This is a genomic window from Paraburkholderia sp. EB58 (genome assembly GCF_050436665.1).
In the GTDB taxonomy this organism is placed as follows: Bacteria; Pseudomonadota; Gammaproteobacteria; order Burkholderiales; family Burkholderiaceae; genus Paraburkholderia.
Map to the genome: position 1 here is coordinate 69,940 of NZ_JBNDMQ010000018.1, position 22,145 is coordinate 92,084.

Below are 22,145 nucleotides of genomic sequence, written 5' to 3' on the forward strand. Positions count from 1 at the left end.
GTATTGCGGAGCGCGGACCGTCAGTAATCGGCCCGTTCGCGATCGATGCGCATCCCGCCATCATGACGGTGATGCCCTTCTTCGCTCGGCCGTTCGCGCGCAATGCGCATCACGTCCGGATTGGTCCTGACGCGACGCATCACGTTGGCGAGATGCACCCGGTCGCTGACCTGAATCACGAAGCGCAAGACGGTGGATTCCTGCGACAGGTCTTCGTCCATGGCAATGTGGACGATGTTCGCGTCAGCGGAGGTGATATCCGCCGCCACGCGGGCGAAGACGCCCTTGGTATTCTTCACGAGCACCTTCACCGCCACGTCGAACAGACGTCCTGGCTGCGGCGCCCACGCCACGTCGATCCAGCGGCCCGGATCGCGCTTATGGATTCGCTGGGCGACGCGGCAATCGGTGGTATGGATGGCCATGCCAAGGCCGATGCCGATATAGCCCATGATGTCGTCGCCCGGAATCGGTCTGCAGCAGGCCGATAGCTGGACGGACATGCCTTCGGTGCCGGTGATCACCACCGGCGGCGCATGCGACGTGTGGCCGGATTCGGAGCGCGGGCTGTCGTCGTCGGCGTCGTGGCCGCTCATCAGGACCTCGATGCGCTTGGCCATCACCGCCGCCACGCGCCGGCCGAGGCCGATATCCGCGAAAATTTCCTGACGGCTCTTGTTGCCGGTCCACTGCACGAGCTTTTCCCAGGCTTCCGGCGTTACATCCGACAACGCCAGGTCGTAACCCTTCAGCGCCTGATCGACCAGCCGCTCGCCCAACTGCACCGACTCGTTCAGACGCATCGTCTTCAGATAGTGACGGATGGCAGAACGCGCCTTGCCGCTTCGCACAAACCCGAGCCAGGCCGGATTCGGCTTCGAATACGGCGCCGTGATCACTTCGACGATATCGCCGCTCTTCAGCTCGGTACGCAGCGGCAGCAGTTCATTGTTGATCTTCACCGCGACGCACTGGTTGCCCAGGTCGCTGTGGATCGAATACGCGAAATCGAGCGCGGTGGCGCCGCGGGGCAGCGCCATGATCTTCGACTTCGGTGTGAACACATAGACCGCATCCGGGAACAGATCGATCTTCACGTGCTCGAGGAATTCGCTCGAATCTCCCGCTTCGCTCTGGATATCGAGCAGCGACTTGAGCCACTGATGGGCGCGCTTTTGCACGTCGTTCAGATCAGCGCCGCCGTTCTTGTACAGCCAGTGCGCCGCGACGCCCGCTTCCGCGATCTCGTGCATCTTGCGCGTGCGCACCTGAAACTCGATGGGTGCGCCAAACGGACCGACCAGCGTGGTGTGCAGCGACTGGTAGCCGTTCACCTTCGGAATGGCGATGTAGTCCTTGAACTTGCCCGGCACCGGCTTGTAGAGCGCATGCAGCGCGCCGATACAGGTATAGCACTCCAGCGCGCTGTCGACGACGACGCGGAACCCGTAGACGTCGAGCACCTGCGAGAACGACAACTGCTTGTCGCGCATCTTCTTGTAGATGCTGAAGATGGTTTTTTCGCGGCCGGTGACTTCGGCGTCGAGCTTCGCGTCCGCAATGGCGCGCTGCACCGACTCCAGAATCTTGCCGACCACTTCCCGCCGGTTGCCGCGCGCCGCCTTGACGGCCTTTTCGAGCGTGGCGTAGCGATGCGGGTTGAAGTTCGCGAAGCTCAGGTCCTGCAGCTCGCGGTAGGTATTGTTCAGACCCAGCCGGTGGGCGATCGGCGCGTAGATATCGAGCGTTTCGCGCGCCACGCGGCGGCGTTTTTCCGGCGGCACCGCGCCGAGAGTGCGCATGTTGTGCAGCCGGTCGGCCAGCTTGACGAGTATCACACGCACGTCGCGCGCCATCGCGAGCAGCATCTTGCGGAAATTCTCCGCCTGCGCTTCCTCGCGATTACGAAACTCCATCTTGTCCAGTTTCGACAAGCCGTCGACCAGTTCCGCGACCTTCGCGCCGAAGCGCTCGGCGAGCTCTGCCTTGGTCACGCCCTGGTCTTCCATCACGTCATGCAGCAGCGCCGCCATGATCGACTGGGCGTCGAGCTTCCAGCTGGCGCAGGTCTCCGCGACAGCAACCGGGTGCGTAATGTAGGGCTCGCCGCTCTGGCGATACTGGCCGAGGTGGGCCTCGTCGCTGAAGTGGAACGCCGCCTTGACGTCCTTGATCTCTTCCGGCGACAGGTAGCCGGACAAAGCGGAGGTCAGCTTGGCGATCGAAACGACGTCATGCCGGCGCGGCTGCTCCGGCGTGGCGGTCGGCCCAAACAGATGGCGAAACGACTGTTCGAGGACCGCGTCGATGTACTTGCGTGCAGAAGCCGGTGAGTCGCCTTCGTGGGCTTCGTGCTCCACTTCCGTGATGGGGGGCGAGGGATTGGTGCTCATATTCGCCTCCGTATCAGGTTGGACGCCGGTCTGCACGCGTGTGTTGAATTACATGGCAATCGAATGTGGATGAAGCGTACCTTAGACCGGTACCTTCTTCAGCATCTCGACGCCAACCTGGCCTGCCGCGATTTCACGCAGCGCGACAACGGTGGGCTTGTCGCGGCTTTCGATCTTCGGCGTGTGCCCTTGTGCGAGCTGGCGTGCGCGATAAGTTGCGGCAAGTGCCAGTTCGAAACGATTCGGGATCATTTTCAGACAGTCTTCGACGGTAATGCGGGCCATGTTGGATTCCTTCTCAGTATGTCGCTTATTCTACCTTATGTGCTCGGTACCTCGCCGCGATCACGCGTGCGGGAGGTGGATGCCAAGCTGCACAAAAAGGTCCGTGTGGCGTGCGTATTGCGAGGCGAAGCGCAAGCGCGTCGAGGCAACGAGACACTGCAGCTCCGCCAGTGCGCGGTCGAAGTTCTCGTTGATCACCACGTACTCCGCTTCAGCCGAGTGCGCGATCTCGCTACCGGCCGCCAGCAGGCGCCGCGTGATCACGTTCGGCTCATCCTGGCCGCGCTTTCTCAAACGCTCTTCCAGCGCTTCGAGCGAGGGCGGCAAAATGAAGATTTCGACAGCATTGCGAAACTGTTTTTTTACCTGCTGCGCGCCCTGCCAGTCGATTTCGAGCAGCACATCATGCCCGCTTTTCATCCGCTCTTCGATCCACAGACGCGAGGTCGCGTAGTAGTTGCCATGCACTTCCGCGCTTTCGAGGAACTCGCCCTCTGCGTGGCGCTTGAGAAAGTCGTCGACGGAGGTGAAGTGGTAATGCTCACCGTCCTTCTCCTTCGGACGCGGTGGGCGCGTCGTGTAGGAGATCGACAGGCGGATCGCCTCGTCGCGCGCGAGTAGCGCGTTGACGAGCGTCGATTTGCCCGCGCCCGAAGGCGCGACCACCATGAACAGGTTGCCGGGATACGCCCCGGCGTAGGGGTTGCGCGGTGCGCTGCTTTCGCGTGTGTGGTCGGTCATTGCAATCGTTGTCCGAGAGTGGCTCGAGAATTACTCCAGATTTTGTACCTGCTCGCGCATCTGTTCGATGAGCAGCTTCAGGGTCATCGACGAATCCGCCAGTTCCTTCGCGGCAGCCTTCGAGCCGAGCGTGTTCGCTTCGCGATTGAGCTCCTGCATCATGAAGTCAAGGCGCTTACCCACCTTGCCGCCCTTCTCGATGACGTGACGCGTTTCGTTCAGATGGGCGGTCAGGCGCGACAGCTCTTCCGTGATATCAATGCGGATGCCGTACATCGTCACTTCCTGACGGATACGTTCGGCGATTTCCTCGCGCGAGATGCTGGTCGTCACCGTATCCGGCGCGGCGATTCCCAGCGCTTCCTGCAGCCGCTCGACGATCTTTTGCTGATGCTTGGTGATCAGTTCCGGCACCAGCGGCGTGATCTTTGCGACGATCGTTTCCATCTCCGTGACGTTCGCGAGCAGCATGGTCGCCAGCTGGGCGCCTTCGCGGCCGCGCACGTCGATCAGATCCGTAATCGCCTGCTTGCCACATGCGAGCACCGCATCGCGCAGCGTTTCGGCAGGCACGTTGCTTTCGGACAGCACGCCTGGCCAGCGCAGGATTTCGCCGGTCCGCAGGCGACCCGCCTCCGGAAACGCGTTGACTACCGCGCGTTCCAGCAGCGCAAGCTGGCTCAGTGCATCATGATTGATCGCGCCGGCATTGGCCGACTGTTCGCTACGCTGCAGATTGATACGGATATCCACCTTGCCGCGCGAGAGCTTGTTCATCAGCATTTCGCGCAGGGTCGGCTCACAGACGCGCACGTCTTCGGGCATCCGGAAGTTCAGGTCGAGGAAGCGCGAGTTCACCGTGCGCAGTTCGACCGATACGCTCACGCCGCCGTTGCCTGAGGCCGCTGCGAGTTCGCGCGTCGCGCTCGCATAGCCAGTCATGCTGTAGATCATCATTTGTCTCGCGATGGAGGCCATGCCGTTGGTTGGGATGGCCGGAAGAGTCGAATCGCCCGGCGTGTACGAGACGCGGGGCGTGGAACCGGCATTATCCCATTTTTGGCGGAGAGGCCGTCCCACGGAGACTTCCGGGGCGCGCGGGGAGCCCGTCAAACGGATAGGCGGTAAAATCATCGTTTCCCCCTCTCTCCCCACACCGATCCCCAACGATGAACGACACCACCGCATTTTCCAAAGGCCGCCCCAGCGGCCGCCGCGCCGACCAGTTGCGCGATGTGCGCATTACGCGCCACTATACGAAGCATGCGGAGGGCTCGGTGCTGGTCGAATTCGGCGACACCAAGGTGATCTGCACGGCGAGCGTTGCCGAAACCGTGCCCGGCTTCCTGCGCGATCGCGGCCAGGGCTGGCTGACGGCCGAATATGGCATGCTGCCGCGCGCCACCAACACCCGTAACGACCGTGAAGCCGCGCGCGGCAAACAGACTGGCCGCACCCAGGAAATCCAACGGCTGATCGGCCGTGCATTGCGTTCGGTGTTCGATCTCGAGAAGCTCGGCCAACGTACGATGAATATCGACTGCGACGTGATCCAGGCCGACGGCGGTACGCGCACGGCCAGCATCACCGGCGCGTTTGTGGCTGCGCACGATGCGGTGACGAAGCTGCTCGCCAGCGGCAAGATCGAAAGCTCACCGATTACGGACTTCGTGGCGGCGATTTCGGTGGGCGTGTACAACGGCCTGCCGGTGCTGGATCTCGACTACGACGAAGACTCGAAGTGCGACACCGACATGAACGTGGTGATGACAGGCGCAGGCGGCTTCGTCGAAGTTCAGGGAACGGCCGAAGGGACGCCGTTCTCGCGCAACGAAATGAACGCGCTGCTCGATCTCGCACGCGACGGCATCAGCACGCTGGTCGCGAAACAGAAGCAAGCGCTGGAGTTGAAGGGTGAATGATCGTCAAAGCGCCGGCGGCGCGGCATCGCGGGCCTCGAACGCTGCGCAAGCGTCGCTCGGGGTCGGCCAAGTGGTGCTCGCCTCGAACAATGCGGGCAAGCTGCGGGAGTTTGCCGCGCTGCTTGGCGCGGCCGGCATCGAACTGATCCCGCAAGGCGCGCTCAACGTGCCGGAGGCGGAAGAGCCGTATCCGACCTTCGTCGAGAACGCGCTCACGAAGGCGCGTCATGCGGCGAAGCTGACAGGGTTGCCCGCGTTGGCCGACGATTCCGGACTCTGCGTGCGTGCACTGCGTGGCGCACCCGGCGTGTATTCGGCTCGCTACGCGCAACTGGCCGGCGGCCCGAAGAGCGATGCGGCGAACAATGCGCGTCTCGTCGAGCAACTGCAGGGCGAAGCTGACCGCCGCGCGTACTATTTCTGCGCCCTGGTTCTCGTGCGCCACGCTGAGGACCCCGAGCCGTTGATCGCCGAAGGCCGCTGGCCCGGGCAGATCATCGACGTGCCACGCGGCGCGCACGGCTTCGGCTACGACCCGCATTTCTTCCTGCCGGAACTTGGTGGAACAGCGGCCGAACTCGATCCGACAGTGAAAAACACCAGCAGCCATCGCGCGATTGCGTTGCGACAACTGCTCGCGCGTCTGACGGAGGAAGCGTGATTCCCATCCAGCCCGCCGGCCAGAGCGGCGCCGGGGTGATCAAGGCTTTCACGGCGCCGGGTCGCATCCATCTCACGTCCTTGCCTCCGCTGGCGCTGTACGTGCACTTCCCGTGGTGCGTGCGCAAATGTCCGTACTGCGATTTCAACTCGCATGAGTGGAAAGGCGATGCGTTCCCCGAGAAGGAATACCTCGACGCGCTGCGCACCGATCTCGAACTGGCGTTGCCGCTCGTGTGGGGCCGCCAGGTGCATACGGTGTTCATCGGTGGCGGCACACCTAGCCTGCTGTCGGCGGCGGGACTCGATCGGCTGCTCTCCGATGTGCGCGCGCTGCTGCCGCTCGATGCCGACGCCGAGATCACGCTCGAAGCCAACCCCGGCACGTTCGAGGCGGACAAGTTCGCGCAGTTTCGCGCAAGCGGCGTGAACCGGTTATCAGTGGGTATCCAGAGCTTCAACGAAGCGCATCTGAAGGCGCTCGGTCGGATCCATGACTCGGCACAGGCGCGCCATGCGGTGGAAGTCGCGGCCAACACCTTCGACAACTTCAATCTCGACCTGATGTTCGCGCTGCCGCGGCAAACGCTCGCAGAATGTCAGGCGGATATCGAAACGGCGTTGTCGTTTGCACCGCCGCATCTTTCGCTGTATCACCTCACGCTCGAGCCGAACACGCTGTTTGCGAAATTCCCGCCGCCCCTGCCGGACGACGATTCGTCCGCCGATATGCAAGACTGGATTCACGAACGCACCGCGGCAGCCGGTTATGGGCGCTATGAGGTGTCGGCCTATGCGCAGCCGCATCGGCAAAGCCAGCACAACCTCAACTACTGGCGCTTTGGCGACTACCTGGGCATCGGCGCCGGCGCGCATACCAAGCTGTCGTTTCCAAATCGCATCCTGCGGCAGATGCGCTACAAGCATCCGACGACCTTCATCGAACAGGCCAAAGCCGGTACGCCAGTGCATGAAGAGAACGAAGTCGGGACGCGCGATCTGCCGTTCGAATTCATGCTGAATGCGTTGCGGCTGGTGGAGGGATTTCCGGTGCATCGGTTCATCGAGCGCACGGGCATGTCGATGACGTCGATCGAACCGGCGTTGCAGGAAGCGGAACAGCGTGGGCTGATCGTGCGCGATTATGAAAAGATCGCACCGACGCCGCTTGGTCAGGCTTTCCTGAATGATCTGCAGGCGCTGTTTTTGAAGGACCCGCAGTCATAGCCACGCAGTGATTTTGCGTGCGGAGTTGCCGGGCTGGAGAGATTTCGGGTTACAATTTCGGGCTTGGAGGTGTGGCCGAGCGGTTTAAGGCACCGGTCTTGAAAACCGGCGAAGGAGCAATCCTTCCGTGAGTTCGAATCTCACCGCCTCCGCCAGAACACCAATGAATACGGGCCTCTCGGCCCGTTTTTCGTTTTTACCCGGCAAAGAACCCGCGCCGCATTAGCGTAAAAGTCTGCCAATCGCAGCGTGCCCGTCGCAACAGCACGCCGCGAATCCCCGACGTCCGCCCACCGCCCGCTCTAGCGCTTGCGCGGCACACACCCGTGCCTTTCGCAGGACGTCCACCCGCCTTTTCATCCGCTCCGCCGCTCACCTCCGTACATCCCCCTTAACTTCCCCCCAACCCAGCCGATATCACAGCTACGAGTTTCATCAAAAACTCGTCTGGGAGCCACACATGAAACTTCGTCCCGTCTTCACGCTGCTCATCTCCGTCGCCGTCGGCGCCTCACCCGCTCTCGTCAACGCGCTGGCCTCCACCGACCCGGATGTCGCCTCACTGTTCGGCTCGACGAAACTGACGACCGTCCAACAAACGAGCGGCAACGCGACCGTCGCCACATCGATGGCGTCCGTCGGCGCGGATGTGCTGCGCGGCGCGACCGGCAACATCGGCGTCAACGTCGCGGCCGGCGCGTTGAATGCGCAGTCCAACCAGATCGCCCTGATCAGTTCGCCAGCCGCCGACGTCAACACCCTGCAGGATGCACACGCCACCGCCTCGGTCACCGGCAAAAACACCGCCACACTCGGCGCAGGCGCGTTGTCGCATGTAAGTGGCAATGTCGGCGTGAATGTCGCCTCAGGTGCGAGCAACGTGCAGTCGAACGCGCTGGCGATTCACTAAAAAGCAGTCCGCATCGTTCGGTACGCGTCGAAACACTCCGTCGGGGGGCACCCTAGACTCGAAGTCCTATAACGACGACGGAAGCCGACCATGACCGAAACCACGCAAGCCGAGATTCGCCACATCTACGACCAATGGCACGAATCGGTCCAAAGGCGCGATCTGGAAGCGTTAATGGCGCTGTATGCCGACGAAGCCACCCTCGAAAGCCCGCTGATCTTCGCCACATGGTCGGACCGGGAGAGCGGAATCCTGACTGGCAAAGCTCAAATCAGACCGTTCTTCGACGCCGGCCTGCGCGCGCCGCCCAACGATCTGGGCCGCTGGTACCGCACCGGCACCTTCTTCAGCAACGGCACACAGCTTACCTGGGAGTATCCGCGCCACACGCCGGATGGCGACCAGGTGGATCTGGTCGAGATGATGGATCTCGCCGACGGACTGATCGTCCATCATCGGGTCTACTGGGGATGGGTCGGCTTCAGATCGCTGCGTGCCTCGCTCGCGAACGTTCGCGCAAGCGCACATCCCGCTCCTTACCAGCCATGAAAGCGACTCCACACGGTGATCGCGCCATCATTGGATAGCGCGTGATATTCGGGAAACTGCGCCCCCGTCGCACAGGCGTGATTGGGCACAATGCGCAACTTCATGCCGATCGGCAAGCGGGTTGCAATGTCGTTCGCAGCGACGCCCCGGACGCCACCTTTGCTTTCACCTTCACCCGCAGGCTGCGCGAGCGCCACGATCCCATGCTCCTGATTCGCGCCAATCATCACATAGCCATCCAGCGGCGATCCGTCGAGCGCGCACACCAGACCATAGCCATAGTCGTGATCCTGCTTAGCCGTGCCACGGTCGCGGCTCATCGCCATCCATCCGGCGTCGACGATCGTCCAGCCCTTCTCCGTCTGGTGGCCAATCACCGTGGTCAGCACGCTCAACGCAATCTCACTCGTCTCGCACACGCCAACGTTGTGCATCACCAGATCGAAAAACACGTAGACGCCTGCGCGCACCTCCGTGACGCCTTCGAGATGCTGTGCACACAGGGCCGTCGGCGTCGAGCCGACGCTCACGCCTGGGCACGGCAGGTTCGCATCACGCAGGTGCTGCGCCGCGCGGACGCAGCCGGCGCGCTCCTGTTCAGCCAGCGTGACAAGGGCCGCGAACGTGTTCAACTCGTAGCTGGAACCGGCATGCGTCATCACCCCGCCAATGTGCATCCCATGGTCATGCAGAAGATGGGCGATCTCCAGTAACGTGTCGTCCTCCGGACGGATGCCCGAGCGATGGCCGTCGGTATCCACTTCGATCCAGACTTCGAAGCGTTCGCCGTGCTCGCGACCGCATGCAGCAATCGCTCGCGCCGCGTCGGGATTGTCCACCAGCAGCTTGAGGTCGCAGCCAGCCCGGTGTAATGCCAGCGCCCTGGGTAACTTCGACGGCGCGATGCCGACCGCGTACAGGATGTCGGTGAAACCCGCGGCGAAGAACTGCTCCGCTTCCTTCAGCGTCGACACCGTGATGCCGCGTGCGCCTGCCTCGCGTTGCGCCTCAGCCACTTCGATGCATTTCGCGGTCTTCACGTGCGGCCGGAAGCTCACGCCGAGCGCATCCATGCGCTGCTGCATGCGTGCGATGTTGTGCAGCATGCGCGAGCGATCGATCAGCGCAGCAGGCGTGTCAAGGGTATCGAGTGTCATGGCGCGGGTGATGCGTGAGAGAAGCTAGGAGGTTGACGTCGAAGCAGCGTCAAGAGCGCGCGAAGCAGGAAGAGCGGGGAAGATCTGAAAGAGCGCGTCAACATCAACAAGTAAGCACGCTCCGCAGCAACGCCATGAGGCCTTCGTCACGGAGCGTAATAGCTGTAAGAGCTTATGAAACCCAATGCGCTTCACTCACGGCTACACTGGATTCACCTCATCCCCCGTGAGGTATGTTGTGTGAATCTCCTCAGCTTAGCCCGCCCCGACCGGCGGGCTTTTTTATGGTGCCGTCCGAACGATCCCCTGACGCGCTCACACGGCCACCAAGGTCTGCTTCTCGCGCGCATCCGCGCAACGGCGATTCAGATCGCGGTGGATCGCCTGGCTGTCTAGCAAGGCCGATACATCCGTCAATCCCTGGTCAAAACGCAACACGTATTCGATGTCGGTGTAGTCGTGATACGCACCGCTGTCTGCCAGCTTGCGTGCTTCGGCGATGGCGGCATGCTGCCGCTCGCTTTTGGTCAAATCTCTGATCGCCATGTTTGCCGCTCCCGAGGAACAGTGACTCCATCATAGCAACGCCGCATGCGTTGCAAGGTAGCGCGCGCGCAACACCTGGGACTTTCCACAAGCGTAACCGTCGAACGACCATGCGTTTTCAGCGCAATGGCGCATTCGTCAGACCACATGGAACGTAAGCATCTGTAAATAGGGCTCGCCCCCCATTGTCGCGGCGCACACAGCGCAACCGCCCCACAGGCGGAATCCGCGTCATCAGCCGCGTAATGCGCCGTTATACGACAGCTCGAGTCGACCCGAACGAAGGCCTCGGTGCGTGGCTCCAAGTTACAAAGGAGGGATCATCATGCTCAGAGTCATCGCGCTTATCGCACTTGCAGCCAGTCTCGGTGGTTGCGTTGTCGCACCCGCACCGTACGGATATGGCTACGGTCCAGCGTACGGATACTATGCACCGCCAGCGGTCAACGTCGGGATTGGCGTGGGCGGCGGTTGGGGTGGCGGCTGGCGCCGGTAAGCACACGCGCATCGCCACGCTCTAGCGTTGTGCGGTGCGCGTCACACTCCGGTGGAAAGGCACAAAAGAATGCCCGCACGAAGCGGGCAAAATAAAGACCTTCCACCGATGCCTCCTTGAGAGAGGCAATTGCAGTGTAGAAGGATTTGAGCGCCGCAGTGTTGCAGCTATGTTTCGGACGATTACACCGGCGCAATGCAACCTGGAGCCAGTTGAGGGGCGAAGCGCATACCACGCGTGTAGTTCCGCGCTAAGCCGCCCGCTTCATTACCGCTTGTGATCAAGCCATCACCCGCGCTTGATTCTGCGGGCTCGAAGCTGACAATTATTTCCTGGCCGTTACCCCGTAACCCGTGGAAAAAAGCAGGTAACGCCCGCAAGAATCTCGTCCTCTAGCATCGACAGACGCTGCCTCGCCAGCCCCCTCCTCCTGTCGATGAACCTCTCACGTCCCTTTATCGAACGCCCCGTTGCGACCACGCTGCTTTCGTTGGGCGTGGCGCTCGCCGGTGTCTTCGCGTTTATCAAACTCCCCGTTGCTCCGCTGCCGCAAGTCGATTTTCCGACTATTTCCGTGCAGGCGAGCCTGCCGGGCGCGAGCCCCGACACGGTTGCCAACAGCGTCGCGAGTCCGCTTGAACGGCACCTCGGACAGATTGCCGACGTGACGGAGATGACGTCGCAAAGCACGGTGGGTTCAGCGCGCGTGACCTTGCAGTTCGGGCTGGATCGCGACATCAACGGCGCGGCGCGCGACGTGCAAGCGGCCATCAATGCGGCGCGCGCCGATCTGCCGTCCAGCCTGCGCAGCAATCCGACTTATCACAAGGTCAATCCCGCCGACGCGCCGATCCTGATTCTCGCGCTCACCTCGCACACGCTGCCACGCCCGAAGCTCTACGATCTGGCCTCGACGATTCTCGCGCAATCGTTGTCCCAGTTGCCCGGCATCGGCGAGGTCGATGTCAACGGTTCGGCCAATCCGGCGGTACGCGTGGAGCTGAATCCAACCGCGCTCTATCACTACGGCATCGGTCTTGAAGACGTGCGGGCCGCGCTCGCCTCGGCCAACGCCAACAGTCCAAAAGGCATTATCGAAAGTTACGGTCAGCGCTATCAGCTCTACGCCAACGATCAGGCGCGCATCGCGGACCAGTACAAGGATCTGATCATTGCGTATCGCAACGGCGCGGGGGTCAAGCTCTCCGATGTCGGCGAGATCGTCGATTCGGTCGAGGACCTGCGCAACCTCGGCCTCGCGCGCGACAACCAGCCGGCCGTGCTCGTGATGCTGTACCGCCAGCCGGGCGCCAACATCATCAGCACCGTCGACAGCGTGCGCAAGCAGATCGAGCAACTCAAGCCCGCGTTGCCCGCTGACGTCGACGTCATCGAAGCGTCCGACCGCTCAACCACGATCCGCGCCTCGCTGCACGACACTGAAGCGACGCTGGTCATTGCGGTAGGTCTCGTGATCCTCGTCGTGTTCATCTTCCTCGGCAGCGGCCGCGCGGCGCTGATTCCGAGTGCGGCCGTACCGGTGTCGATCATCGGCACGTTCGGCTTCATGTATCTGTTCGGCTATTCGATCGACAACCTCTCGCTGATGGCGTTGACCATCGCCACGGGTTTCGTGGTCGACGACGCGATCGTCGTGCTGGAAAACATCGCCCGCCACATGGAGGCCGGCATGCCGCGCATGCAGGCGGCGCTGGTCGGCGCACGCGAGGTGGGCTTCACCGTGCTGTCGATTTCAATCTCGCTCGTCGCGGTGTTCATCCCGATCCTGCTGATGAGCGGCATCATCGGCCGCCTGTTCCGCGAATTCGCGGTGACGCTGTCGCTCGCCATCGCCGTGTCGCTGGTGGTCTCGCTCACCACCACGCCCGTAATATGCTCGCGGCTTTTGCGCACCGCCGGGCCGAAGACGTCCACCCGGGTCGGCCGGCTGTTTGCCGTGCCGTTGCAGCGCCTGAATGACGGCTATGCGCGCTCGCTCGAATGGTCTTTGCGCCATCCGTTTCTGCTACTTATGACGCTCGTCGCCACCATGGCCCTGAACGTCTACCTGTACGTGACGATTCCCAAAGGTTTTTTCCCGCAGGAAGACACGGGACGTCTGACCGGCGGCATCCAGGCTGACCAGAGTACGTCGTTCCAGGCGATGGAGCCGAAGCTCAGACAGGTCATGAAGATCATTGGCGACGATCCGGCCGTGGAGAATGTGGTCGGCTTCACCGGCGGCAGGCAGACCAACACCGGTTCCGTCTACGTGGCGCTCAAGCCGCTGTCGCAACGCAGTGAAACCGCTGACGAGGTGATCGCCCGGCTGCGCCCGAAGCTCAACGCCGTACCGGGCGGCCGGTTGTATCTGCAGTCCGTGCAGGACATCCGCGTGGGCGGCCGGCAGAGCAACGCGCAATATCAGTTCACGCTGTTAGGCGATTCGACCGCCGAACTCTACACATGGGCGCCGCGCCTCACGCAGGCGCTGCAAAACGTGCCCGAACTGGAGGACGTCAACTCGGACCAGCAACAAGGCGGCCTCGAAGCGAATGTGGATATCGATCGCGGCACCGCGGCGCGCCTCGGCATCACGCCATCGCAGATCGACAACACGCTCTATGACGCGTACGGCCAGCGGCTCGTGTCGACGATCTATAACCCGTTGAACCAGTACTACGTCGTGATGGAAGTGGCGCCGCGCTATTGGCAGCATCCGGAGACGCTCGACGAGTTGTACGTGAGCACCTCAGGCGGCACGCCAAGCGGCACGCAATCGACCAATGCGGTGGCCGGTACGGTCTCGACGGCCACGAGCTCGAGCAGTTCCAGCGTCCCCACCTCCGCAACCACCGCAGCCCAGATCGCCGCTGACTCGGCGCGCAACCTCGCGATCAATTCGCTGGCCGCCAGCGGGCATTCCAGCGCTTCGGCGGGCACCTCCGTCAGCACGGCGCTGGAGACCATGATTCCGTTCAGCACCTTCGCTCGCTGGGACCCGGGCCACACGCCGCTCGGTGTCAATCACCAAGGCAATTTCGTCGCCACCACGATCTCGTTCAACCTGCCGCCGAACGAGCCCCTCTCCACCGCCGTCGCCGCGATCGCGCGCACCATGGCCGAGATTCGCATGCCCAGTTCGATTCACGGCGGTTTTCAGGGCACGGCGCGCACCTTCCAGCAATCGCTGTCGGACGAGCCGCTGCTGATTCTGGCGGCGCTCGCGGCGGTTTATATCGTGCTCGGCATCCTGTACGAAAGCTACGCCCACCCTCTGACGATTCTCTCCACGCTGCCCTCGGCGGGTGTCGGCGCGTTGCTCGCGTTGATGGCGTTTCATGTCGAATTCACGGTCATGTCGCTGATCGGCGTGATCCTGCTGATCGGCATCGTCAAGAAGAACGCCATCATGATGGTGGATTTCGCCATCGACACCGAGCGTGAAGGCATGTCGCCGCGCGATGCCATCTATCGCGCCAGCCTGATGCGCTTCAGGCCGATCATGATGACGACGTGCGCCGCGCTACTCGGCGCGCTGCCACTGGCCTTCGGCCACGGCGAGGGTGCCGATCTGCGCCGGCCGCTCGGCATTTCGATTGTCGGCGGGCTGATTGTCAGCCAGTTGCTCACGCTCTACACAACGCCGGTGGTTTATCTGTATATCGACCGCCTGCAGTCCCGGATGCGCTCGCGGGGCCAGCGCCGCGCGGCGGCCTGAAACCACCGCCCCAATGACAACGCGGCTGCCGTTGGAAGCGGCAGCCGCGTTCGAGTGAAACACCTCGGGCAGTTTCGATCCGGTCAATACGCGCCGGGCGGAGGCGGCGGCGGGGAGCCCGGCGGCGGGGGCGGCGGCGCGGTCACGTAACCGCTACCCTCACCGGAGGACTGCATGGTGCGCATCCGACCCTGCACCGGAATCCGGTCACCGTTCGCGTACATACATTGCAGGTACGCATAGTCGTAGCGGCGCTGGACGTCGTAAGCCGAACCCTGCGCAGCCCCTGCACCGAACAGGGTGCCAGCCAGCAAGCCAGCACCTGCGCCAACCGCAGCGCCGCTGCCGCCATTGAAAGCCGCACCGGCCGCCGCACCGAGCGCCGTGCCGACAACCGCGCTACCCACCGCGCTGTTGGTCGCCGCCTGGTTGGTGGTTGCCCCACCCACCTGCTGAAACGCGAATTGCCGACATGAATTATCGTCAGCGCGAAACTGGTCGAAAGTCTTACCGGTACCGGGCAGCGCCATGACGCTAGGGCCCTGAGGCATGACCGAACACGCGCCGAGAAAACTCAGCGAGGCAATCAAAGCTAACCTTGAATATTTCATTTGCTTCTCTTTGCGGTATTGCGTTTTTTAATTTGCAGGGCCCTGCGACTGCTGCGCGGGCACCGGACGCCAACCCGACGAGCAAGACTTCACGTACGGGTAGTAGGTTTTGGAGTCGTCACAGTAGTACCAGGTGGCGCTCTGTTGCCCGGGCGCGGCCTGCGCCGGAGCCGCACCGGCCTGCCCTTGCTCCACGTACTCCTGCGGTTGCGCCGGAACCGGTACCGGTACTGCGACCGCCGGCGGGTACGGGTACGGGTAGTAATACGGCCCTGGCGCGTAGTAATAGCCTCCACCCCCGATGAACACCCCCACATGTGCTGCATTTGCCACGCCGCTCGCACAGACCATCGCCGCGGCTGCCACTCCGAGCAAAATATTCAACCTTTTCACAACACTCTCCACGACAGAAACCGGCACCGACATGGTGTCCCAAAGTACTACTGAACGCTATTCCACTCCGAGCCGCAATACAATTACTTAAGACCTTGCGTATTTTTCAGCGCATTACATCGCAAGGTGTTTGTCATGAACGGAGCAGCAGGATTTGTTCCGCAACGCGCCGGGCCGAGGCGCCTTACGGGGATGCAGATGCCGTGAGGTGGCAGCAGGTGTGCCGCATGGCGCGTGAAACGTCCCTATTGCAACCGGCCGCCGTGCAGATGCAGTCGCTGCAGCAGCTCGCGGCCACGCCGGGTCAATTGCAGTGTCGAGCCGTGACGGTCGTGCGTGCGTACTTCGACAAGCTCATAGTGGCGCAACGCAAGAACATCAGGGTCGAGTTCTTCCAGATGCCGCCCGGTATCCCGGATCGACATGAGCGTCGCGAGTTCGTGATGGCTCAGCATCCGACACCTCCGTTGGTCAATGCATAGGCGATGTCGACATCCTAGAGACCCGAAGCTACAGTTTGGCTACGATCTTGTTTCGCGACGTTACGAAGTTACACGTTCGACGCACGATTCGATCGTGCGGCCACCCGCCCGCTCACTGCGCGGCGACGCATTCGCCGACATCCCGGCAAAAAGCGGCTTACCCGAATACAGGCCGGAAAAAACTACGCTCGTAACTGACGATGCAGCGCGTCTGCTCGGCGTAAGCCACCGCAGCCAGACAATCGGGATCAGCGAAGGACTTGTTACGGTACTCCTCGTAAAGCGCCAGCGAGGGAAAGGTAAACATCGCGAGCGCAACATTGCTGAAGCCTTCCGACGGCATGAAATAGCCGTGATGCTGGCCACCGAATTTTTCGACGAGTGGAATCCAAAGCTTGCCGTAATGCTCGAACTCCTTGAGCTTGTAGGGATCAATGATGTAGCGAAGATAGCAGGTAATCATCGTTGAGGTTCCTTGGAGCTTTTGAGTGACTTTTGGCATGCGCAGACTGCCCGGCGCGCCCATAGCCGCGTTACTACAGCAAGCGATGGTAAGCCAGTTCGCGTGCAAGCGCTTCGTTGCCGATGAATCGGTAAGCACGCAGGCCTGCCTCGATCGCACCTGCGACGTTCGCTTCAACATCGTCGATAAAAAACGTCTCGGTAGGCGCCACCCCGAGATGCGCCACACAACGCCGATACAGCTCGGGGGAAGGCTTCGCGGCGCCGAACGAAGCCGACGCGTAAACCTGCGCGCCGAACACCTGGGCGACAGGCGGACATAAATAATGAATGTAATCGGCGAGCAGACAGCAGTTGTTGGTGAGCACCGCAACCCTATTGTGAGCAGCGACCGCTTGCGCGAGGGCAATCGCCTCAGGGTCCGGCGTCATCGCGGCACGCCGCGCATCGAGCCAATCGTCGAGCGTGAGCGGATAGCTCAACAGCGCGCCGAGTTCATCAATGTAGTCGGCATCGCTAACCAGCCCCGCGTCGGCGCGCCCTTCGAGACCCGAGTCCCAGATCGCCTGGCGGACCGCTTGCGCATCATGGCCGACGACGGCCGCAATATGCGCGATGCGCGCTGAACGGTCGTAGTGGCACAACACGTCGTCGAGGTCGAAGAGGACCAGTGAGATGGGTGGGTTCATGGCGTCCGTCGAAAGGGAATCGCACAGGTCAATGACTTCACGATTCTGACAGAGACCGTCGGTCGTATCTACGCCACCTGGACGGCCTGTGCACGGATCGCCCGGCAAGCATCCGAAGCACGCTATTCAGGGCCAATGCTCATTGAAACCTGGCGGGTTTTGACTACCATGAAGATACGTCTTGCTCTCGAGCTTCTCCTGCGATGCTCACCCGCACACGCCCAGTTCGTTGCATCACATCAGCCGGTGGCTCGTGGCTGTCGCGCGCACGCCGCGCAGCTCTCACGCTTGCTGTTGCGCTCGCGGCGGCCGCTTGCACGATCACGCCGCCAGATCGGCCGCTGCTCATCACACCTCCTGCCGCGGTGAATAGCGCGACGCTCGATCAATACCGCATCGCGGTCGCGCGACGCATCCTCGATCGCAATCCGTCCTACGTGCTGCAAGGCACGCTGCAGCCGATGCTGCGTTCGCTGGTGGTGGTCTCCTTCACGGTCGACCGCGACGGCCAGGTGTTGCAATCAGCCGTGTATCGCACCAATGGCGACGACGAAGCCGAAAGCACCGCGCTCGCGACCCTGCGCCGCGCGTCGCCGCTGCCGCTGCCGCCCGCCAAACTGCTCAACGCACGCGGCCAGGTCGAGTTGTTCGAGGATTGGCTGTTCAACGACAACGGCAAGTTCCAGCTCCGCGAGTTCGCCTCGCCGCAAGCACAAACGATCGATTGAAAGCAGGTCGTTGCACGCATTCGCCAGTGCCGAACTGCCTTGCACGTCGATGCGCTGCCACCGCTCGACCTTGCTCCCTTGCCGCACAGCTCCGGCACCCTCACGCTATAATTTTCCCATCCCCGCCGGAACCTTCCGGTACGGCTGTCGCCGCCCGCTCACCCGCCGGCGCTGCGCAGTCCGCCCTTCGCGTCGCCGCGCCACCCGCGCGCTTTGCACCCCTCTGTCTGGCCGCTGTCACCGCCGTCACCGACGCTGCGCTCCATCCTGGTTTTTCCCTGGTACAGCCGTAGCCCGGCACGCCGGCCATCGTCCGTCGTTGTAAGCTGTCGAATCGTTGCCCGCGCAACTTGCGGCCATGGCTGGCCGCCGAGCGCCGCGGCGCACACGAGTGCAAACAAAATACGATGCTGTACGAGCGCGTCGCCTACCGGGCGCGCCACGCTGCATCACGAAACTGGAGACCTTGAATGTCCACTTCGCCGATATCCGCAGCCCAGCCTGACGCGGCCGGTCAAAACAGCAGTGCGCGGATCATCTTCGCAAGCTTCATCGGCACCGCGATCGAGTTTTACGATTTCTATGTCTACGCGACGGCCGCCGCGCTCGTCATCGGACCGGTGTTCTTCCCGCACGGTTCCGCTACCGCGCAGGCACTCTCCGCGTTCGTCACCTTCGGCATTGCGTTCGTCGCGCGACCGATCGGCTCGTTTCTGTTCGGCCACTTCGGCGACCGCATCGGCCGCAAATCGACCCTCGTCGCCTCGCTGCTGGTAATGGGCGTGTCGACCACGCTGATCGGTTTCGTGCCCGGCTATAACTCGATCGGCAGCCTCGCGCCGATCCTGCTGTGCATCCTGCGCTTCGGCCAGGGGATTGGGCTCGGCGGCGAGTGGGGCGGCGCGGCGCTGCTCGCCACCGAAAACGCCCCGGCCGGCAAACGCGGCTGGTTCGGCATGTTCCCGCAGCTTGGGCCATCGATCGGCTTTCTGGCATCCAATGGGCTGTTCTTCGGCCTGGCACTCTCGCTTTCCGACGAACAGTTCCGTAGCTGGGGCTGGCGCGTGCCGTTCATCGTCAGCGCGGTGCTGGTCGCGCTCGGTTTGTATGTGCGTCTGAAGATCGCTGAGACGCCTGCCTTCCGTGCCGCGATCGAACGCGAAGAACGGGTACGCGTGCCGATTGCGACGCTCTGCTCGCAATACTGGTGGCCGACGCTGCTGGGTGCATTGGCCATGGTGGTTTGCTACACGCTGTTCTACAACGCGACGACGTTCTCGCTCTCCTACGGCGTGTCGGTGCTGCACATTCCGCGTCAGAACTTCCTCGGCCTGCTGTGCGTCGCAGTACTGTTCATGGCGCTCGCCACGCCGCTGTCCGCATGGGCGAGCGACCGCTACGGCCGCAAGCCGGTGTTGATCGTCGGCATCATCGCGGCGATCCTGTCGGGCTTCACGATGGCGCCGCTGCTCGGCAGCGGTTCCATGCCGCTCGTGTTGCTGTTCCTCGTGATCGAACTGTTCCTGATGGGCGTGACCTTCGCGCCGATGGGCGCGCTGCTGCCGGAACTGTTTCCGACCAACGTGCGTTATACGGGTGCAGGCGTGTCGTACAACCTGGGCGGGATTCTCGGCGCGTCGGTGGCGCCGTACATTGCCCAGGTGCTGGCCGCGCACGGAGGGCTGTCGTGGGTCGGCGCCTACGTGTCAATCGCCGCCGCCGTCAGTCTGTTCGGTGTGCTGTGCATGCACGAGACGCGCGACACCCGTTTGATGTAAGCGCGAACCTGGCATGAACTGCCCGCCGCGCAGGTGCGCGGGCAGCCTCGCCCACCTCCTTCACCTGGTGCGTTTCCCCTCTTGCACGGCTTTTTGACTTGCTTATACTCAAGTCACATAACCGATGAGCAGGGAGGCCACGGTGAGGCTCTATCTCCAGAACTCAGACGTCGTGATGATCATTGCGCTGGCACTCTTGTGCTCGCTGCTGCTGGCCATCCGTTTCCGCCCTTCCAGCTGGAAAGCGATCGTACTCGAAGCGCTCGCCGCCAACGCGGCGGCCATCGTCGCGGTGGTGGCGTTCGAGCTGATGCTGAGCTAGGCGTCTGCCGGCTTGCCGCGCACGCTACGACTCCCCGCACGGATCAATAGTAGTACCCATGATGGTAGTAGCCCCCGCCGTAGTAACCCGGTGCCGGTGCTATTACGCAACCACCCAGCGCAGCAGCCAGCAATGCACCTGCAATCAAAGTTAGCGTCAAGCGTTTCACGTCGTTCTCCAATCGTTTCAGTGTTTGTCGAGTGAGCCTCGAATGCTGTTGATTGGACACGAAGCGGCCCTGTGCGGGCGTTGCATTTTGTAAGCGATGATTTGCGCGGCGTTACAGGTTTTGCGGGTCCCGGATGGATGCCGCGCCCGAAGTAAAGATCGTCGCGGTGGTCTCGCATACGCCGGTCTCAATACGACGACGCCACACTGCCCCGGCGGCGGCCGCCGCTTGAGGCGCTCTGACGGGCGCTCGGTGTGTGCCAGCACCGGCGAGGCGCATTGAAACGCGCCCTGCATTCAGGCTTGCTTGGCCCAATCCATAGGCATATGCCATTCGTAAGCTGCGTGTAGGGAGCCTACGAAAAGCGACACTTTTAACAGCCATGTAATGCGCCCGTACCGCGCCTGCTTCCCGCCGGCCTGGAGCGGCAACCAACGGACCGGTACGGCTGGGCGCGATTGAACTCAGCGTGCCACAAGCAGTCTCTATGAGTGAAGTTCTGTTGTGTTCATTGCAGGATCCTCTCCGCCCGTCGTTCCCCGACGCGGGCGCTTTTAGAGGCGTGCCGTGGCAGCGCTCGCTGGTTTGGGTGGGCTGTACGTCACGCCTTTTTTCTTTTGACGAGACGCGGGCCACCTGTTCTCACTCACGCCCGTGAGGCGCGCAAACGGCGGCCCGGCAGAAACGAATCAGATGGCAGTGACCGGACGCTTCACCGCAGTGGCGTCAAGCGGGTCGCTGTGCACGTAGTCGATGGCCTGCAAGGCTTCGCTCACGGGCGGCACCGAATGACCGTCGCCAATGGAGATGGAGCGATGCGGCGCTTCAATGCCGAAGTGGGAAGGCGAGGTCGCGACAAAGATCATCACCGTGCGCTTTTGCAGGGCATGGGCGACGTGGACAAAGCCCGTGTCCGTACCGATGACGAGCGAGCAGGCGTCGATCATATGGGCGATCCCGGTCACGCTCATCTGCGGTAAAACGGTTGCGCCCGGCACCTGTGCCGCGATGGCGACAGCTTCTTCACGCTCGCCGGACGAGCCCCACGGCAACACGATACGAAAACCGCGCCGCACCAGTTCGTTTCCGACGGCGGCCCAGTGCGTGACCGGCCATTTCTTGTCGTCTTTCGAGGTGGCGTGAAACAGCGCCGCGACGGGTGCGTCCCCGGCCTCGAACGGCGCGGTGCCATCCTCGGGCAGCTTCATATCGTAGACGGACGGCCCTTCCGGCTGATAGCCCAGCGCTTCGCCCGCGCTGATGCGCATGCCTTGCCAGGCGTTGCCGGGTGGGCGCGGACCAAAGCGGCCCGTATAAGCGAACGCGGCACCGAGCTCGCCCAGGTCCTTGTTGCGATAGCCGAAGCGGCGCGACGAGCGGGCCAGAAAGGCGATGATCGCGCTCTTGTAGACGCCTTGAATATCGATGATGCAATCGTAGCGGTAGGCCCGCAACTCGCCGATGGATGCTGCAATCGCCTTGAGATCCACCCAGCGGCGTGACTTTTTGAAGCGGCGCAGCGGTGCAAAAAGCACGCGGTCTACGCTCTGGCTCCAGTGAACCACTTCGGCAAATGCCTCGTCTGCGGCCCAGTCGACCTGCACGCCTGGAAATGCACGCTTGATGTCGGCAATGACCGGTAGGGCCTGCACAATATCGCCTAGTGAAGTCACCTTGACGATAAGAATTCGCTTCATTAAGTAGCCCGTCATAGTTTCGGTCGCACCGCTATTTTAGCCGACCATGCTTTCATCATATACACGCGGCGGCGGTTTTACTGCAGCGCGGCCCGGCAAGGCGAACGGCGGATTATCGCTCAACCGGGCTACCTGTCACATTTATTTCAATCTGCTTTCATACGATCAAACGCCCCGTCCGATCGCTATAATTCACGCTTTGCCTGA

23 protein-coding genes and 1 tRNA gene are annotated in these 22,145 nt (G+C 62.4%); 11 read left to right on the plus strand and 13 right to left on the minus strand.

Features of this window, described 5'->3' with window-relative positions; genetic code table 11:
* Positions 1-20 precede the first annotated feature (20 nt).
* The 4 genes from P3T40_RS24860 to P3T40_RS24875 form a co-directional block, all read right to left on the minus strand.
* Complete coding sequence (locus P3T40_RS24860) at positions 21-2,393, minus strand: RelA/SpoT family protein (protein ID WP_429270359.1); 2,373 nt, start codon at positions 2,391-2,393, stop codon at positions 21-23.
* A gap of 81 nt (positions 2,394-2,474) precedes the next feature.
* Positions 2,475-2,678 (minus strand): DNA-directed RNA polymerase subunit omega, encoded by a 204-nt coding sequence (gene rpoZ / locus P3T40_RS24865; protein ID WP_031359151.1) that lies wholly within the window; start codon positions 2,676-2,678, stop codon positions 2,475-2,477.
* A gap of 60 nt (positions 2,679-2,738) precedes the next feature.
* Positions 2,739-3,419, minus strand: a complete 681-nt coding sequence (gene gmk / locus P3T40_RS24870) for a guanylate kinase (protein ID WP_429270360.1) — start codon at positions 3,417-3,419, stop codon at positions 2,739-2,741.
* A 30-nt stretch (positions 3,420-3,449) separates the two neighbouring features.
* The gene (locus P3T40_RS24875) at positions 3,450-4,373 is read right to left on the minus strand and encodes a YicC/YloC family endoribonuclease (protein ID WP_429270455.1); all 924 of its coding nucleotides are present in this window, start codon (positions 4,371-4,373) and stop codon (positions 3,450-3,452) included.
* A gap of 215 nt (positions 4,374-4,588) precedes the next feature.
* On the opposite strand from P3T40_RS24875, the gene rph reads away from it, so the two are divergent.
* The 6 genes from rph to P3T40_RS24905 all read left to right on the plus strand — a co-directional run bounded on the left by rph (position 4,589) and on the right by P3T40_RS24905 (position 8,687).
* A complete protein-coding gene (rph, locus tag P3T40_RS24880) occupies positions 4,589-5,341 on the plus strand; it encodes a ribonuclease PH (protein ID WP_429270361.1) in 753 nt (250 codons plus the stop codon).
* Between the two features lie 70 nt (positions 5,342-5,411).
* A complete protein-coding gene (rdgB, locus tag P3T40_RS24885; RefSeq protein WP_429270456.1) occupies positions 5,412-6,002 on the plus strand; it encodes an RdgB/HAM1 family non-canonical purine NTP pyrophosphatase in 591 nt (196 codons plus the stop codon).
* A gap of 5 nt (positions 6,003-6,007) precedes the next feature.
* Positions 6,008-7,228, plus strand: coding sequence for a radical SAM family heme chaperone HemW (gene hemW / locus P3T40_RS24890; protein WP_429270457.1), 1,221 nt, complete (start codon positions 6,008-6,010; stop codon positions 7,226-7,228).
* Between the two features lie 65 nt (positions 7,229-7,293).
* Positions 7,294-7,383 (plus strand) — tRNA-Ser (locus P3T40_RS24895).
* A 305-nt stretch (positions 7,384-7,688) separates the two neighbouring features.
* On the plus strand, positions 7,689-8,138 hold the full coding sequence (locus tag P3T40_RS24900; RefSeq protein WP_429270362.1) for a hypothetical protein: 450 nt from the start codon (positions 7,689-7,691) through the stop codon (positions 8,136-8,138).
* 90 nt (positions 8,139-8,228) lie between these two features.
* Entirely contained in the window at positions 8,229-8,687 is a 459-nt protein-coding gene (locus P3T40_RS24905; protein WP_429270363.1) for a nuclear transport factor 2 family protein, read from the plus strand.
* On the opposite strand, the gene P3T40_RS24910 is transcribed toward P3T40_RS24905, so the two are convergent.
* The gene (locus P3T40_RS24910) at positions 8,675-9,844 is read right to left on the minus strand and encodes a DSD1 family PLP-dependent enzyme (protein ID WP_429270364.1); all 1,170 of its coding nucleotides are present in this window, start codon (positions 9,842-9,844) and stop codon (positions 8,675-8,677) included. The genes P3T40_RS24905 and P3T40_RS24910 overlap by 13 nt on opposite strands.
* Positions 9,845-10,159: 315 nt before the next feature.
* Positions 10,160-10,390, minus strand: a complete 231-nt coding sequence (locus P3T40_RS24915; RefSeq protein WP_429270365.1) for a hypothetical protein — start codon at positions 10,388-10,390, stop codon at positions 10,160-10,162.
* Between the two features lie 325 nt (positions 10,391-10,715).
* Between P3T40_RS24915 and P3T40_RS24920 the strand changes: the two genes are divergently transcribed.
* Both P3T40_RS24920 and P3T40_RS24925 read left to right on the plus strand, forming a co-directional pair.
* Positions 10,716-10,886 (plus strand): hypothetical protein, encoded by a 171-nt coding sequence (locus P3T40_RS24920; RefSeq protein WP_429270366.1) that lies wholly within the window; start codon positions 10,716-10,718, stop codon positions 10,884-10,886.
* Between the two features lie 436 nt (positions 10,887-11,322).
* Positions 11,323-14,607, plus strand: a complete 3,285-nt coding sequence (locus P3T40_RS24925; RefSeq protein WP_429270367.1) for an efflux RND transporter permease subunit — start codon at positions 11,323-11,325, stop codon at positions 14,605-14,607.
* A gap of 83 nt (positions 14,608-14,690) precedes the next feature.
* Here the strand turns inward: P3T40_RS24925 and P3T40_RS24930 are convergent, their stop codons facing one another.
* From P3T40_RS24930 to P3T40_RS24950, 5 genes are all read right to left on the minus strand, one after another.
* Complete coding sequence (locus P3T40_RS24930; protein ID WP_429270368.1) at positions 14,691-15,218, minus strand: hypothetical protein; 528 nt, start codon at positions 15,216-15,218, stop codon at positions 14,691-14,693.
* A gap of 27 nt (positions 15,219-15,245) precedes the next feature.
* Positions 15,246-15,611, minus strand: a complete 366-nt coding sequence (locus P3T40_RS24935; protein WP_429270369.1) for a hypothetical protein — start codon at positions 15,609-15,611, stop codon at positions 15,246-15,248.
* Between the two features lie 245 nt (positions 15,612-15,856).
* On the minus strand, positions 15,857-16,066 hold the full coding sequence (locus P3T40_RS24940) for a hypothetical protein (protein ID WP_429270370.1): 210 nt from the start codon (positions 16,064-16,066) through the stop codon (positions 15,857-15,859).
* 184 nt (positions 16,067-16,250) lie between these two features.
* Complete coding sequence (locus tag P3T40_RS24945; protein ID WP_429270458.1) at positions 16,251-16,556, minus strand: NIPSNAP family protein; 306 nt, start codon at positions 16,554-16,556, stop codon at positions 16,251-16,253.
* A 73-nt stretch (positions 16,557-16,629) separates the two neighbouring features.
* The gene (locus P3T40_RS24950; protein ID WP_429270371.1) at positions 16,630-17,244 is read right to left on the minus strand and encodes an HAD family hydrolase; all 615 of its coding nucleotides are present in this window, start codon (positions 17,242-17,244) and stop codon (positions 16,630-16,632) included.
* Between the two features lie 203 nt (positions 17,245-17,447).
* Here P3T40_RS24950 and P3T40_RS24955 point away from each other — a divergent pair, with 203 nt between their 5' ends.
* The 3 genes from P3T40_RS24955 (at position 17,448) to P3T40_RS24965 (ending at position 20,072) form a co-directional block, all read left to right on the plus strand.
* On the plus strand, positions 17,448-17,972 hold the full coding sequence (locus tag P3T40_RS24955; RefSeq protein ID WP_429270372.1) for an energy transducer TonB family protein: 525 nt from the start codon (positions 17,448-17,450) through the stop codon (positions 17,970-17,972).
* A 470-nt stretch (positions 17,973-18,442) separates the two neighbouring features.
* A complete protein-coding gene (locus tag P3T40_RS24960; protein WP_429270373.1) occupies positions 18,443-19,750 on the plus strand; it encodes an MFS transporter in 1,308 nt (435 codons plus the stop codon).
* 124 nt (positions 19,751-19,874) lie between these two features.
* Positions 19,875-20,072, plus strand: a complete 198-nt coding sequence (locus P3T40_RS24965) for a hypothetical protein (protein WP_429270374.1) — start codon at positions 19,875-19,877, stop codon at positions 20,070-20,072.
* Between the two features lie 43 nt (positions 20,073-20,115).
* Here P3T40_RS24965 and P3T40_RS24970 read toward each other — a convergent pair whose 3' ends face one another.
* Both P3T40_RS24970 and waaC read right to left on the minus strand, forming a co-directional pair.
* Positions 20,116-20,241 carry a hypothetical protein gene (locus P3T40_RS24970; protein ID WP_283204759.1) on the minus strand — a complete coding sequence of 42 codons (126 nt, stop codon included), beginning with the start codon at positions 20,239-20,241 and terminating at the stop codon, positions 20,116-20,118.
* A 689-nt stretch (positions 20,242-20,930) separates the two neighbouring features.
* Complete coding sequence (gene waaC, locus P3T40_RS24975; RefSeq protein ID WP_429270375.1) at positions 20,931-21,938, minus strand: lipopolysaccharide heptosyltransferase I; 1,008 nt, start codon at positions 21,936-21,938, stop codon at positions 20,931-20,933.
* Positions 21,939-22,145: the final 207 nt, after the last annotated feature.

What these genes read in the sequence shown, in the direction of transcription:
- P3T40_RS24860 (WP_429270359.1), bottom strand. Translation starts at nt 2,393, where the DNA reads ATGAGCACCAATCCCTCGCCCCCCATCACGGAAGTGGAGCACGAAGCC.
- P3T40_RS24945 (WP_429270458.1), bottom strand. Translation starts at nt 16,556, where the DNA reads ATGATTACCTGCTATCTTCGCTACATCATTGATCCCTACAAGCTCAAG.
- rpoZ (WP_031359151.1), bottom strand. Translation starts at nt 2,678, where the DNA reads ATGGCCCGCATTACCGTCGAAGACTGTCTGAAAATGATCCCGAATCGT.
- P3T40_RS24915 (WP_429270365.1), bottom strand. Translation starts at nt 10,390, where the DNA reads ATGGCGATCAGAGATTTGACCAAAAGCGAGCGGCAGCATGCCGCCATC.
- P3T40_RS24930 (WP_429270368.1), bottom strand. Translation starts at nt 15,218, where the DNA reads ATGAAATATTCAAGGTTAGCTTTGATTGCCTCGCTGAGTTTTCTCGGC.
- P3T40_RS24955 (WP_429270372.1), top strand. Translation starts at nt 17,448, where the DNA reads ATGCTCACCCGCACACGCCCAGTTCGTTGCATCACATCAGCCGGTGGC.
- P3T40_RS24920 (WP_429270366.1), top strand. Translation starts at nt 10,716, where the DNA reads ATGCTCAGAGTCATCGCGCTTATCGCACTTGCAGCCAGTCTCGGTGGT.
- rph (WP_429270361.1), top strand. Translation starts at nt 4,589, where the DNA reads ATGAACGACACCACCGCATTTTCCAAAGGCCGCCCCAGCGGCCGCCGC.
- waaC (WP_429270375.1), bottom strand. Translation starts at nt 21,938, where the DNA reads ATGAAGCGAATTCTTATCGTCAAGGTGACTTCACTAGGCGATATTGTG.
- gmk (WP_429270360.1), bottom strand. Translation starts at nt 3,419, where the DNA reads ATGACCGACCACACACGCGAAAGCAGCGCACCGCGCAACCCCTACGCC.
- P3T40_RS24960 (WP_429270373.1), top strand. Translation starts at nt 18,443, where the DNA reads ATGTCCACTTCGCCGATATCCGCAGCCCAGCCTGACGCGGCCGGTCAA.
- P3T40_RS24900 (WP_429270362.1), top strand. Translation starts at nt 7,689, where the DNA reads ATGAAACTTCGTCCCGTCTTCACGCTGCTCATCTCCGTCGCCGTCGGC.
- P3T40_RS24950 (WP_429270371.1), bottom strand. Translation starts at nt 17,244, where the DNA reads ATGAACCCACCCATCTCACTGGTCCTCTTCGACCTCGACGACGTGTTG.
- P3T40_RS24905 (WP_429270363.1), top strand. Translation starts at nt 8,229, where the DNA reads ATGACCGAAACCACGCAAGCCGAGATTCGCCACATCTACGACCAATGG.
- P3T40_RS24875 (WP_429270455.1), bottom strand. Translation starts at nt 4,373, where the DNA reads ATGATCTACAGCATGACTGGCTATGCGAGCGCGACGCGCGAACTCGCA.
- P3T40_RS24910 (WP_429270364.1), bottom strand. Translation starts at nt 9,844, where the DNA reads ATGACACTCGATACCCTTGACACGCCTGCTGCGCTGATCGATCGCTCG.
- P3T40_RS24965 (WP_429270374.1), top strand. Translation starts at nt 19,875, where the DNA reads ATGAGCAGGGAGGCCACGGTGAGGCTCTATCTCCAGAACTCAGACGTC.
- P3T40_RS24940 (WP_429270370.1), bottom strand. Translation starts at nt 16,066, where the DNA reads ATGCTGAGCCATCACGAACTCGCGACGCTCATGTCGATCCGGGATACC.
- P3T40_RS24925 (WP_429270367.1), top strand. Translation starts at nt 11,323, where the DNA reads ATGAACCTCTCACGTCCCTTTATCGAACGCCCCGTTGCGACCACGCTG.